The organism is Mycobacterium sp. HUMS_12744610, from assembly GCF_041206865.1.
GTDB classification, from domain to species: Bacteria; Actinomycetota; Actinomycetes; order Mycobacteriales; family Mycobacteriaceae; genus Mycobacterium; species Mycobacterium servetii.
In genome coordinates this window covers 3,252,412-3,265,452 of the sequence record NZ_JBGEDP010000001.1, presented here as the reverse complement: position 1 = coordinate 3,265,452, position 13,041 = coordinate 3,252,412, and the positions used below count along the sequence as shown (strand labels likewise).

Here is a 13,041-nt window from a genome sequence, read left to right as displayed (position 1 = left end):
CGGGAACCAAAGTCGCCGGCCAACCGACCAGTGAAGACAAGCATCGCCGGCAAACAAGGGGTCCCCGTGTCGCTGTTCGGTTCCGAAGTCCGGCCCCGATGATCGCCCCCGTCTGGCTGGCCCTGCCCCCGGAGGTGCACTCGGCCTTGCTAAACAGCGGCCCGGGCGCTGGGCCGTTGCAATCCGCGGCGGGGGCATGGTCGTCGATGAGCACCGAATATGCCGCGGCCGCCGATGAACTCGGCGCGCTTCTCGGTGCGGTGCGACACGCGTGGGACGGCCCCGGCGCGGAACGGTATCTGGCAGCCCACGTTCCGTACCTGGACTGGCTGCTCGAGAGCGCGGCCAAGAGCGAAGCCGCGGCCGCACTGCACAAGACGGCCGCCAACGCCTACGGCGTCGCGCTCGCCGCCATGCCCACGCCAGCCGAACTCGCAGCAAACCACGCGGCCCACGCGGCGTTGCTGGCCACGAACTTCTTCGGCATCAACGCGATTCCGCTCGCCGTCAACGAGGCCGACTACACACGCATGTGGCTGCAAGCCGCCGAGACGATGGCGACCTACCAGCTGGTCGCCGAAGCGGCGCTGGCCGCGGTGCCCGCGACCGCGCCCGCGCCGCAGATCGTCGCCACGGCCACGGCGGCCGCACCGAGCGCCGCTGCCGCCCAGTCCTGGCAGGACCAGCTGGCAGCCGCGATCAAGCAGTACACCTCGAAATTCGCCTGGCCGGTCTCCAAGGAGCTGAACCCGGGCGGCTGGCCCATACCCGCGGCGCCCTTCGTCAACGGGCTCAGCTCCGCGCTGCTGCAGCTCCCCGGCATGACCCCGACCCTGGCCGGCGCGCTGGGCTGGGCGATGTTCCACACGTTGATGATCTTCTGGCCCTTGGGCCAGCAGGCGATCCAACTGGCCGTATCGCTGGCTCCGGCGCTGGCCGCCGTCGTTTCGGCTGCGGAGGGTGCTGCCGTGGCGGCCGCCGCCGCGGCCGCGGCAGGCATCGCGCTTCCGCTGTCGATTCCCCTGGCCGCGCCGGCGGCGGGGGCAGCGGCTGCCGCGCTGCCGGGCGGTCTCGCCGCCGGGCCCGGCGGAGCGGCGGCGGCTCCGAGCCCGGGCATGCCTGGCACGGCGGCGACGCCCGTCGGGGCACCGGTCGATGGCGGGCCGGGGACGGGGTTCGGTCCAACGGCCCCCGACGGGCCCGGCGCGGTCATGCCTGACGCCGTGTACGCCGTGGGCCTGTCGGGGAGGCTGTCGGCGCGTGCCGCCGCCGGCGGCCGAGCGCGTCGTGGGGTCGCCGAGTCGGCGCCGGACGTCGCGGCCGCCCCCGCGTCCTCGGCCGTGGTCAACGGGCGGGCGCGGGCGCGCCGCGGTCTCGCGGCGTCCGTCGAGGATCACGCGCACCGCTACGAGTTCATGGAGGCGAGCGACTCCGCACCGTCGGTACCGGCCACGGCGTCCGGGCCGGGTGCGGGGCCGCTCGGATCTGCCGGGGCCGCAGCGGAATCCGATGTCCCGCCGGCTGCCGGATTGATGACACTGTCCGGCGACGGCATGACCGAGGGCCCGGTCGTGCCGATGCTGCCCGGCAGCTGGGGTGGGCATCTGCCGAATCCGGCCTGCTGACAAGCTGTTTAATACTGTTGGAACGGGTGACCTGAAGGTGCGCCGGATGCGCGCGCGGGGTTCGCGAGGCGGCGGCCCGGAATACGGTGGGGGGTATGGTATAAATTGTGCTGCGGGCGCGTAACCAGGCAACAAACCGCACGTCAGATGGCTGAAGACCACTGCCCACAGGGTCGAATGGCCCTATCAGCTGCAATGGCGCAGGGGTGAAACTGCCGATGAGCAAACCCGGTTTAACCAGACCGCGAGCGAAAGGAACCCCCGATGTTGGCCTTTCTCAAGAAGGCTTGGGTACCTCTCGTCGTCGCGGTGGCAGTCGCCCTGGGTGCTGTCGCGGTTATCAATCTTCGCGGCGTGTTCGGCTCCGACGAAATCTTCACGGCCACCGGCAGCAGCGCCGAACCGCTCAAACCATCCCACGTCAAGCGGGTGACATACGAGGTCTACGGGCCCGCTGACACGGTCGGGAGCGTGAGCTACCTGGACATGAGCGCCCAGCCGGAGCAGGCGAACTTCACCAGCCTGCCCTGGACCTACACGATCAGCACCACGGTGCCGGCGGTGATCGCCAACCTGGTGGCACAAGGTAACAGCGACACCATCGGGTGCCGCATCACTGTCAACGGCGAGGTCAAAGACGAGCGGTCGGCGGACGGCCACCACGCCCAAACCTCTTGCTTGGTGAAAGCCGGATGAACACAGACACCGAAACGCGCCCGAAATTCATGCGCTTCGTCCGCAACTTCGCGGTCCCGATCATCATTGGGTGGTTGCTGCTGACCGCGGCCGTCAACCTGCTCGTGCCGCCGATCGAGTCGGTCGCCAGAAATCACGCGGTCACGATGTCGCCCGGGGATGCGCCGGCGATGATCGCCGCCAAGCGCATCGGCGCGACGTTCCACGAGTCCGACTCCGACAGCATCGCGATGATCGTCCTGGAGAGCGATCACAAACTCGGCCCGGACGCACACCGCTACTACGACGGCCTGGTGAAGAAGCTGCAGGCCGACCACAAGCACGTGCAGCACGTCCAGAACGTATGGGGAGATCCGCTCACCGCCGCCGGTGTGGAGAGCCGGGACGGTAAAGCCGCCTACGTTCAACTCAACCTGGCCGGCGACCAGGGCAGCACGCTGGGCAACGAGTCCGTCAAAGCGGTCCGGGAGACCATCGACCACTCATCGCCGCCCCAGGGACTCAAGGTCTACCTCACCGGCCCGGCGGCACTGACGACGGACATGAACGAAGCCGCCGACAAGAGCATGTTCGTGATGATGGGCGTGACGGGCGTGGTCATCATGATCATGCTGTTCATCGCCTACCGTTCCATCAGCACGGTGCTGCTCGTCCTGGTCATGGTCGGTTTCGAGATGGGCACGGCCAGGGGCCTTGTCGCGATACTCGGCAACTACGACCTGCTGGGGTTCTCGACGTTCGTCGTCGCCATGCTGTCCTCGTTGGCGATCGCGGCGGGAACCGACTACGCGATCTTCCTCATCGGCCGATACCAGGAAGCGCGTCAGGCCGGTCTGGACCGGGAAGCGGCCTACTACAGCATGTTCCGCGGCACCTTCCACATCATTTTGGGATCCGGGCTGACGATCGCCGGCGCAACCTTCTGCCTCCACCTGGCGCGGCTGTCGTACTTCAAGGCGCTGGGCATCCCCTCGGCGCTGGGGCTGCTGGTCGTGGTCGCAGGCGCGCTCACCGCGGCACCGGCCGTTGTCGCCGTGGCCAGCCGGTTCGGCCTGCTGGACCCGAAACGCGCCGTCAAAGTCCACGGCTGGCGGCGCATCGGCACCGCGACAGTGCGCTGGCCCGGCCCGGTGTTCGCGGCCTCGCTGGCCATCGCGATCGTGGGCATCCTCATCATGCCGACGATGAAGATCAGCTACAACGACCGCTATTACATCCCGAAAGACCTGCCTTCGAACGTCGGCTATGAGGCCGCCGAGCGCCATTTCAGCGCGGCCACGATGAATCCCGACATCCTCATGATCGAGAGCGATCACGACATGCGGAACACCGGCGACATGATCATCCTGGACCGGGTTGCCAAAGACGTCTTCCGTTCGCCGGGAATCGCCATGGTGCAAAGCATCACCCGGCCGCTGGGCGGCCCGATCGAGCACACGTCCATACCGTTTCAGATCAGCGCCCAGTCGATCCCGATCCAGGAGAACCTTCAGTTCATGAAGGACCGGATGGGTGACATGCTCAAGATGAGCGACGATCTCGGCGCCATGATCGGGTCGATGGAGCGCATGCAGGCGCTGATGGCGCGGATGAGCAACTCGACCCATCGCATGGTCGGCGACATGCATGACATGCAGACGACGCTGGACGAGATGCGGGACCACCTGGCGGACTTCGACGACTTCGCGCGGCCGTTGCGCGGCTACCTGTACTGGGAGCAGCACTGCTACAACATCCCGGTCTGCTGGGCGACCCGCTCGGTGTTCGAGGCGATCGATGGCGTCGACAAGTTCAGCCAGAACATGAGCACGCTGATCAAGGACGTCAACAACATCGACGCGATCATGCCCCAGATGGTGGCCCAGTTCCCGCCGATCATCGCCGTCGCGAAGTCGATGCGGGGCAGCCTGCTCACCATCCACAGCAGCTTCTCCGGCCTGGTCACGCAGATGTCGCAGATGACCGACACCGCGAGCGCGATGGGCCAGGCGTTCGACGCGTCCCGGAGTGGGGACTACTTCTATCTGCCGCCAGAGGCGTTCCAGAACCCTGACTTTCAGCGCGGCCTGAAACTCTTCCTGTCGCCCGACGGGAAGGCAGCGCGGTTCATCATCACCCACGAGAAGGACCCGGCGACCCCGGCGGGCATCGCCGCGGTCAAGCCGGAACTCGAGGCCGCCCACCATGCGGTGAAGGGGACGACTCTGACCGACAGCAGGTTCTACCTGGCCGGAACGGCAGCCATCTACCGCGACATCCAGTCGGGCGCCAATTTCGACCTGTTGATCGTCGGGATTGCCGCGATCACATTGATTTTCGTCGTGATGGTGATCATCACGCGGGCCCTGGTGGCGTCCCTGGTGATCGTCGGCACGGTGCTGCTGTCGCTGGGCGCGGCCTTCGGGCTCTCGGTGCTGGTGTGGCAGCACCTGCTCGGCCTGGACCTGAACTGGATCGCACCGGTGTTCGGGTTGATCATCCTGTTGGCCGTCGGTTCGGACTACAACCTGTTGCTGGTGTCGCGGTTCCAGGAGGAGATCGGCGCCGGCCTGAAAACCGGCATCATCCGCTCGATGGGCGAGACCGGGGGGGTCGTCACCTCGGCGGGCCTGGTGTTCGCCTTCACCATGATGTCGATGGTCGCCAGCGACCTGCGCTCGATCGGCCAGGCCGGCAGCACGATCGGGCTGGGCCTGTTGTTCGACACCCTGATCGTGCGGTCGCTGATGACGCCGTCGATCGCCGCGCTGCTCGGCCGCTGGTTCTGGTGGCCGCTGAAGGTGCGGCCCCGCCCGGCCAGCGAGATGCTGCGGCCGTTCGGGCCGCGTCGCCTGGTCCGCTCGCTGCTGTTGGGTGAGCCCGCGGACGCGACGACAGTCAGGTCCCGGCGCCCGGAGGGCAACGCCGCGGCGGACACCCAGAAGGACGGCAGCCAATTCTCTGGCGACATGACGCACAGCGGCGGCGAGGGGCCGGGGCTGGGCCACGCGCATTGACACAGGTGCGCAGCGCATCTCTTCCGGTCCACAGCCGTAGCTTCGTGCCATCAACACCTTCGCTCGCCGCGCGGCCTACCGGGCAATTTTCGTCGGGGGTGATATCCCGGTCGTCCGACCCTGAACGGGGCCGAGCGCGATCAGAACGGGTAGCGCCGTGGAGTGAACACCCGGTCACCCGAATCGACTGAGTGCCACTGCGTTTGGGAGGACCCGACGATCAGCAGGCAGCGCATGTCGACGTCGGCGGGGTCGAGGTCGGCCAGCCGCACGACCCGGACGGTTTCCTCGGGCCCGGAGACGTCGCGGCCGATCACCACCGGTGTGCCCGGTTCGCGATGAGCCAGCAGGATGTCGCGCATCGCCCCGACCTGCCAGGTCCGCGATTTGGACGCCGGGTTGTACACGGCCAGCACCAGATCCGCGGAGGCGGCGGCGGTCAGCCGGGCGGCGATGACGTCCCACGGTTTGAGCCGGTCGGACAGCGAGATCACAGCGTAGTCGTGACCGAGCGGAGCGCCTACCCGGCTGGCCACGGCCTGGGCGGCGGTCATCGCCGGAATGACCCGCACCTGAACGCCCGGCCACTGCTTGGCCTCTTCGAGTACGGCGGTGGCCATCGCGAACACGCCCGGGTCGCCCGAGGACACCACCGCGACCGCATGTCCCTGCTCGGCCAGCGAGCACGCCAGCCGCGCCCGCGCGGGTTCGTCGGTGTTGTCGCTGGGATGTCGGCGCTGACCGTCGCGGGCGGGCACGCGGTCCAGGTAGCCTGCGTAACCGATCAGATCGGTCGCGGCCGCGAGTTCCCGCCGGGTCTGCGGCGTCATCCAGTCGGTGTCGCCGGGCCCGAGTCCCACCACCGCCACCGCGCCGGTTGCCGGGCCGCGGTCCCGCCGCCCGCCCGGCAGCATGGCCAGCGAGAAGTAGGGCACGCTGTTCGCGTCGACGTCCGCGGCGGGCAGCACGCGTTCACCGCGGGTGCTGGCCCGCTCCACGTAGAATGCGTCGTCGAGCTTGCCGGCGGCCGAAAGCGCTTCCCGCACATTGGAATACGACCTGCCCAGTTTGAGGATCACGGCGGCGTCGGCGTCGGCCAACCGGCGGGTCAGTTCGGCGGCCGGCAGGGTGCCCGGCAGCACCGACAGCACCTCGTCACCGGCTACCAGTGGTGTGGCGATGGCCGCCGAGGCGGCGCTCACCGAGGTGACCCCGGGCACGATGACCGCGTCGAAGCGCTCCGTCAGGCGGGTGTGCAGGTGCATGTAGGAGCTGTAGAACAGCGGGTCGCCCTCGGCGAGCAGCGCCACGTTGCGTCCGGCGTCCAGGTGTGCCGCGATCCGGCGGGTGGCCTCGGCGTAGAAGTCTTCCAGCGCCCCGGCGTAGCCGCCGGGATGGTCGGTGGACTGGGTGGTCACCGGGTAGATCAGGTGCTCCTCGATCTGACCGGGCCGCAGGTACGGCTCGGCGATTGCCCTCGCGATGCTGTGACCGTGCCGGGCGCTGTGATAGGCCACCACGTCCGCGTCGCCGATCACCCGGGCGGCCTTGACGGTCACCAGCTCCGGGTCACCGGGTCCCAGCCCGACGCCCCACAGGGTGCCTCTGGGGGCGCTTCGCGCGGTGCCTCTGGGGGCGGTCATTCGCTCTCGCTCGCGATCGCGTTGACCGCGGCGGCGGCCATGGCGCTGCCGCCGCGTCGGCCCCGCACGACCAGATAGGACATGCCGCGCGGACGGTCGATGAGCTCCTGCTTGGATTGTGCCGACCCGACGAATCCGACCGGGCCGCCCAGCACCGCGACCGGCGCGGCGACCCCCTCGTCGATCAGCTCCAGCAGGCGGAACAGGGCGGTGGGCGCGTTGCCGATCGCCAGGACCGCGCCGCCCATCCGGTCGGCCCACAATTCCACGCCGGCCGCCGAGCGGGTGGTGCGCTGTCGGGCGGCCAGTTCGGCCGCGCGCGGATCGGCCACCAGTGACACCACTTCGTTGCCGGCGGGCAACCGCGCGGCGGTGATGCCGGCGGCCACCATCGACGAATCGCACAGCACCGGCGCACCGGCGCGCAGGGCGGCGCGGGCCCGCGCCACGACGTCGTCGGTGAAGGCGACGTGACCCGCGACATCGACCTGGCCGCAGGTGTGGATCAACCGGACCACGACCTGCGCGACGTCGGCGGGGAACCGGCCCAGGTCGGCCTCGGCGCGGATGGTCGCGAACGACTGCCGATAGATTTCGGCCGCGTCGCGGATGTAGTCGAGCACCCGATCACCCTAAGGCTCGTCGCGGCGGCGACCCGCCGCGGAGCGCTCCAGCCGGTATCCGTCCCCGGTGGCGACCAGCACCTCGCCGGCCAGCGGGCTGCCGCACGCCCGCTCGCAGCCGACGAAGTGACGGTGCACCGTGGAGTCGGGGTCCAGCGACCGCGCGGCGTCGGCCCGCACATCGGCCACCGAGTGCGCGCACCCGGGTCTGCCGGTGCAGGCGCTGACCGTCAGCCAGGGGGAGTTCTCGTCGAAGACCAGGCCCACGGGCGCCAGCACCCGCACCGCGGCGTCGGCGACGGCTTCGTCGAGGTCGCAGATCAGCACCGAGCGCCACGGTGTGACGACCAGTGGCGCCTGGACGGCGACCAAGTACTCCGCGACGCGTGCGGGCAGCACGCCGAGCGGGACCGCGGCGCCCAGCGTGACGCGGCCGTCGTCCTGGCCTATCCACCCCACCGGGGGGCCGGTGCGGACGGGAAACGTGGGGCCGCGCGGGTCGGCAGCGGGCAGCAGCACGCGCACGTCGGCCAATTCGTTGACCCGCCAAGCCTTTCCGCGCACTTCCAGAAACCGCAGGGCGACGGCGACGAGCGCCTCGATGACGCCGTCGGCGTCAGGTCGCACGCCGGTGTCCCGCCCGGCCAGCAGCAGCGCCACACCGTCGTCGAGCACCTGGGCCCCGACGTCGGCGCCCAGACCGGACACGTCGGCGCGGCCGTCGTCGACACTGAACCAGAATCGGCCGCCCAGTTCGGCCAGCCGCGGCTCGGCGCGGATCGCCGCATCCAGGTCACCGACCCATCCCCGCACGTCGGCTCGCCCGCCGGCGCGGCCGGACAGTGGCGAGGCGACGATGTTGCGAACCCGCTCGTGGGTCGCCGACGGCAGCAGCCCGGCCCCGGCGATCGCCGCGGCGGCCGCCGTCACGTCGGTGATCCCGCGCACCTGAACGTTGCCCCGCACGGTCAGTTCCAGGGTTCCCGAGCCCAGCCCGCCCGCGACGGCGGTCAGCGCTGCCAACTGGTCGGCGGTGATCATGCCGCCGGGCAGTCGCACCCGCACCAGCGCGCCGTCGGCGGCCTGATGCACCTGCAACGCACCCGGACAGGCGTCGGTGTCGCGGGTTCGAGGCATGCCCTACGGTACGACGGAGATCGTGGTCGCGGGCGCTACGGTCTCGGGGGAATATGATGGCCTGGCATGCGTCGCGTGGTGAATTTTGGGGGCGTGGTGCGTACAGACACCTTTTGGGCAGACCCGGTAATCGGTGCTGAGCACGAGCGGCAACGGCGGGCCGGGGCATGAGCCTGCGACAGATCGAGATCCCGGCCGACGACTGGCGGTCGCAAGACACCGCGGTGATGCACAAGACCCTGGCCGACGTGTCTGCGAACCCGGCGGTGGCCCGCGCCTGGCGCGGATCGATCGCGCTGAAATTCGCGGACACCGACAAGTTGGAGGAGCGCCACCCATACATGAACCCGGCGATCACCGGCTTCCTGCACAGGGTGTACTCGGAATTGCCCTACCTGTTGTACTTCCTGAACCCGGATCGGGAGAACGGTGCGCTCGACACGTTCTTCGCGTCGATCGGCGCGCTGTGCCAAACCGACGAGGCGGCCTGGGTGATGTGGTCCGACGATGTCGGGGCGGCGTACTACGCGGCGCTGACCGCGGCCGCCGAGTTCGCGGTCAAGAGCGGCGACGACTGGGTCGCCGTCGTTCGGGGCTACGAGCAGCGCCAGTCGATCTTCGAGGAGATACGCGAGGTGCTGGTCGCGCGCGGTGTCCTGCTGGCGTGAATCGGGCCGGGAATCCGCGCCTTCCGATGCGGTGGGCCGATGCGGTGGGCCGATGCGGTACGAATGATGGGTGGCTGACCCGACCATTTTGCTGCTGTCGACCTCCGACACCGACCTGATCGGTGCCCGCTCCAGCGGCAAGAACTACCGGTGGGCCAACCCGTCGCGGCTCTCCGAAGACGAGCTGGCCTCCCTGCTGGAGAACGCCGCGGTCGTGGTGGTGCGGATCCTGGGCGGCTACCGCGCCTGGCAGAGCGGCATCGACGCGGTGATCGCGAGCGGCGTCCCGGCCGTCCTGGTCAGCGGTGAGCAGGCCGCCGACGCGGAGCTGACCGGCCTGTCGACGGTCGCCGCCGGGATCGCGGTGCAGGCCCACATCTATCTGGCCCACGGCGGCGTGGAAAACCTGCGTCAGTTGCACGCCTTCTTGTCGGACACCGTCCTGATGACGGGCTACGGGTTCGCCGAGCCGATGGCGACCCCCACCTGGGGCGAGCTCGCCCGCGCGGGTGCCGCTGAGCGCGCCGAAGGCCCGACGATCGCGGTGCTCTACTACCGCGCCCAGCAGTTGGCCGGGAACACCGCCTACGTCGAGGCGCTGTGCCGGGCGATCGAGGACGCCGGCGGCCGGCCCCTTCCGCTCTACTGCGCGTCGCTGCGCACCGCCGAACCCGATCTGCTGCAACGGCTTCGCGAGGCCGACGCCATGGTGGTCACCGTGCTCGCGGCCGGGGGACTGAAACCCGCGGCGGTGTCCGCCGGCGGGGACGACGACAGCTGGAACGTCGAACACCTGGCGGCCCTGGACATCCCGATCCTGCAGGGGCTTTGCCTCACCAGCCCGCGCAGGCAGTGGCTGGACAATGACGATGGTCTGAGCCCCCTCGACGTGGCCACCCAGGTGGCGGTGCCCGAGTTCGACGGGCGCATCATCACGGTTCCTTTCTCGTTCAAGGAATTCGACGACGACGGTCTGATCTCGTATGCGGCCGACCCGGAACGCTGCGCGCGGGTGGCGGGACTGGCGATCCGGCACGCGCGGCTGCGGCACGTCGCGCCCGCCGACAAGCGGGTGGCTCTGGTGTTCTCGGCGTACCCCACCAAGCACGCCCGCATCGGCAACGCGGTCGGCCTGGACACCCCGGCCAGCGCGGTCGCTCTGCTGGCGGCGATGCGCGAGCACGGCTACCGGGTGGGCGAGCTGCCCGGTGTGGAGAACGGCGACGGCGACGCGCTGATCCACGCGCTGATCGAACGCGGCGGCCAGGACCCCGACTGGCTCACCGACGGGCAGCTGGCAGGCAACCCGATTCGGTTGCCGGCCAGAGAATATCGTGCGTGGTTCGCCACATTGCCAGCCGAGCTGACCGAGGCCGTGCAGGCGCACTGGGGTCCGCCGCCCGGCGAGCTGTTCGTGGACCGCACCAACGACCCCGACGGTGAGATCGTGATCGCCGCAATGCGATCCGGTAACCTGGTGCTGCTGGTGCAGCCGCCGCGCGGCTTCGGCGAGAACCCCGTCGCGATCTACCACGACCCAGACCTGCCGCCCAGCCACCACTACCTGGCCGCCTACCACTGGCTGGACGCGGGTTTCGGGGCGCACGCGGTGGTGCATCTGGGCAAACACGGCAACCTGGAATGGCTGCCGGGCAAGACGTTGGGCATGTCGGCCGCCTGCGGGCCCGACGCCGCGCTGGGCAACCTGCCGTTGATCTACCCCTTCCTGGTCAACGACCCCGGCGAGGGCACCCAGGCCAAGCGGCGGGCGCACGCGGTGCTCGTCGACCACCTGATCCCGCCCATGGCGCGCGCCGAAACCTACGGCGACATCGCGCGCCTGGAGCAGTTGCTCGACGAGCACGCCAACGTGGCGGCGCTGGATCCCGCCAAGCTGCCCGCCATCCGCCAGCAGATCTGGACGCTGATCCGGGCCGCGAAGATGGACCACGATCTCGGGCTGTCCGAGCGCCCGGCGGAGGACTCGTTCGATGACATGCTGCTGCACGTCGACGGCTGGCTGTGTGAGATCAAGGACGTCCAGATCCGCGACGGCCTGCACATCCTGGGCCAAAAGCCTTCCGGGGAAACCGAACTCGACCTGGTGCTGGCGATCCTGCGGGCCCGGCAGCTATTCGGCGGCGAGCACACACTGCCCGGCCTGCGCCAGGCGCTCGGGTTGGCCGAGGACGGCACCGACGATCGATCCTCGGTCGACGGCGCCGAGGCCGCCGCCCGGGAACTGGTCGCGGCGCTGCAGGCCACCGGTTGGGACGCCGATGCCGTCGACCGGCTCACCGACAACCCCGACGCCGCGGCGGTGCTGCGGTTCGCGGCCACCGAGGTCGTGCCCCGTCTCGCGGGCAGCGCCGCCGAGATCGAGCAGGTACTGCGGGCCCTGGACGGCCACTTCGTCCCGGCCGGGCCATCGGGCTCGCCGCTGCGCGGCCTGGTCAACGTGCTGCCAACCGGGCGCAACTTCTACTCGGTGGACCCCAAGGCGGTGCCGTCCCGGCTGGCGTGGGAAGCCGGTGTGGCGCTTGCAGATTCGCTGCTCGCCCGGTACCGCGACGAGCACGGCCGGTGGCCGCGGTCCGTCGGGCTGTCGGTGTGGGGCACCTCGGCGATGCGCACCTCGGGCGACGACATCGCGGAAGTGCTTGCGCTGCTGGGTGTCCGGCCGGTGTGGGACGACGCGTCGCGGCGGGTCGTCGGCCTGACGCCGATCCCGCCGGCGGAGCTGGGCCGCCCGCGCATCGACGTGACCGTGCGCATCTCGGGGTTCTTCCGGGACGCGTTCCCGCACGTGGTCACGATGCTCGACGACGCGGTGCGGCTGGTCGCCGATCTCGACGAGCCCGCCGCCGACAACTACGTGCGGGCCCACGCCCAGGCCGACCTGGCCCAGCACGGCGACCAGAGGCGCTCGACCACAAGAATTTTCGGTTCCAAGCCGGGTACCTACGGTGCCGGGCTGCTGCAGCTGATCGACAGCCGCAACTGGCGTGACGACGCCGACCTCGCGCAGGTCTACACGGCCTGGGGCGGGTTCGCCTACGGGCGCAACCTGGACGGCCGGGAGGCGGTCGACGACATGAACCGGCAGTACCGTCGGATCGCGGTGGCCGCGAAGAACACCGACACCCGCGAGCACGACATCGCCGACTCCGACGACTACTTCCAGTACCACGGCGGCATGGTGGCCACGGTGCGGGCGCTGACCGGGCAGGCACCGGCCGCCTACATCGGCGACAACACCAGGCCCGACGCGATCCGCACTCGCACGCTCTTGGAGGAGACCACGCGCGTGTTCCGCGCCCGCGTCGTCAACCCCCGCTGGATGGCGGCGATGCGCCGCCATGGATACAAGGGCGCGTTCGAGATGGCCGCGACCGTCGACTACCTGTTCGGCTACGACGCCACCGCTGCGGTGATGGCCGACTGGATGTACGAACAGCTCGCCGAGCGTTACGTGCTGGATCAGGAGAACCGTAAGTTCATGGCGGAGTCCAACCCGTGGGCGTTACACGGCATGGCCGAGCGGCTGCTCGAGGCCGCCGGGCGCGGCATGTGGGCCGACCCCCAACCGGAAACGCTCGACGGTCTGCGCCAGGCGCTGCTGGAAACCGAGGGCGACCTCGAGGGCTGAGCCC

8 protein-coding genes are annotated in these 13,041 nt (G+C 69.8%); 5 read left to right on the top strand and 3 right to left on the bottom strand.

From position 1 onward, the window contains the following. Positions 1–98: 98 nt before the first annotated feature. From AB8998_RS16015 to AB8998_RS16005, 3 genes are all read left to right on the top strand, one after another. Positions 99–1,625, top strand: coding sequence for a PPE family protein (locus AB8998_RS16015; RefSeq protein ID WP_369738772.1), 1,527 nt, complete (start codon positions 99–101; stop codon positions 1,623–1,625). A gap of 264 nt (positions 1,626–1,889) precedes the next feature. Next, positions 1,890–2,321 carry an MmpS family transport accessory protein gene (locus tag AB8998_RS16010; protein WP_369738771.1) on the top strand — a complete coding sequence of 144 codons (432 nt, stop codon included), beginning with the start codon at positions 1,890–1,892 and terminating at the stop codon, positions 2,319–2,321. Then, on the top strand, positions 2,318–5,317 hold the full coding sequence (locus AB8998_RS16005; protein WP_369738770.1) for an MMPL/RND family transporter: 3,000 nt from the start codon (positions 2,318–2,320) through the stop codon (positions 5,315–5,317). Before AB8998_RS16010 ends, AB8998_RS16005 begins: the two co-directional genes overlap by 4 nt. A 140-nt stretch (positions 5,318–5,457) precedes the next feature. Here AB8998_RS16005 and AB8998_RS16000 read toward each other — a convergent pair whose 3' ends face one another. From AB8998_RS16000 to cobG, 3 genes are read right to left on the bottom strand one after another with little or no spacing between them, the layout of a single operon-like run. Further along, a complete protein-coding gene (locus AB8998_RS16000; protein ID WP_369738769.1) occupies positions 5,458–6,960 on the bottom strand; it encodes a precorrin-2 C(20)-methyltransferase in 1,503 nt (500 codons plus the stop codon). Continuing rightward, positions 6,957–7,583: a precorrin-8X methylmutase gene (locus AB8998_RS15995; protein ID WP_369738768.1), complete on the bottom strand. Its 627-nt coding sequence runs from the start codon at positions 7,581–7,583 to the stop codon at positions 6,957–6,959. Before AB8998_RS15995 ends, AB8998_RS16000 begins: the two co-directional genes overlap by 4 nt. A gap of 9 nt (positions 7,584–7,592) precedes the next feature. Then, the gene (gene cobG, locus AB8998_RS15990) at positions 7,593–8,720 is read right to left on the bottom strand and encodes a precorrin-3B synthase (protein WP_369738767.1); all 1,128 of its coding nucleotides are present in this window, start codon (positions 8,718–8,720) and stop codon (positions 7,593–7,595) included. 167 nt (positions 8,721–8,887) lie between these two features. On the opposite strand from cobG, the gene AB8998_RS15985 reads away from it, so the two are divergent. Further along, positions 8,888–9,388, top strand: coding sequence for a hypothetical protein (locus AB8998_RS15985; RefSeq protein ID WP_369738766.1), 501 nt, complete (start codon positions 8,888–8,890; stop codon positions 9,386–9,388). Between the two features lie 70 nt (positions 9,389–9,458). After that, positions 9,459–13,037, top strand: a complete 3,579-nt coding sequence (cobN, locus tag AB8998_RS15980; RefSeq protein ID WP_369738765.1) for a cobaltochelatase subunit CobN — start codon at positions 9,459–9,461, stop codon at positions 13,035–13,037. The last annotated feature ends 4 nt before the right edge of the window (positions 13,038–13,041 follow it).

Bases quoted from the DNA above. Each gene is read 5' to 3' on its own strand.
- AB8998_RS16015 (WP_369738772.1), top strand. From the start codon at position 99: ATGATCGCCCCCGTCTGGCTGGCCCTGCCCCCGGAGGTGCACTCGGCC.
- AB8998_RS16005 (WP_369738770.1), top strand. From the start codon at position 2,318: ATGAACACAGACACCGAAACGCGCCCGAAATTCATGCGCTTCGTCCGC.
- AB8998_RS16000 (WP_369738769.1), bottom strand. From the start codon at position 6,960: ATGACCGCCCCCAGAGGCACCGCGCGAAGCGCCCCCAGAGGCACCCTG.
- cobG (WP_369738767.1), bottom strand. From the start codon at position 8,720: ATGCCTCGAACCCGCGACACCGACGCCTGTCCGGGTGCGTTGCAGGTG.
- AB8998_RS16010 (WP_369738771.1), top strand. From the start codon at position 1,890: ATGTTGGCCTTTCTCAAGAAGGCTTGGGTACCTCTCGTCGTCGCGGTG.
- AB8998_RS15985 (WP_369738766.1), top strand. From the start codon at position 8,888: ATGAGCCTGCGACAGATCGAGATCCCGGCCGACGACTGGCGGTCGCAA.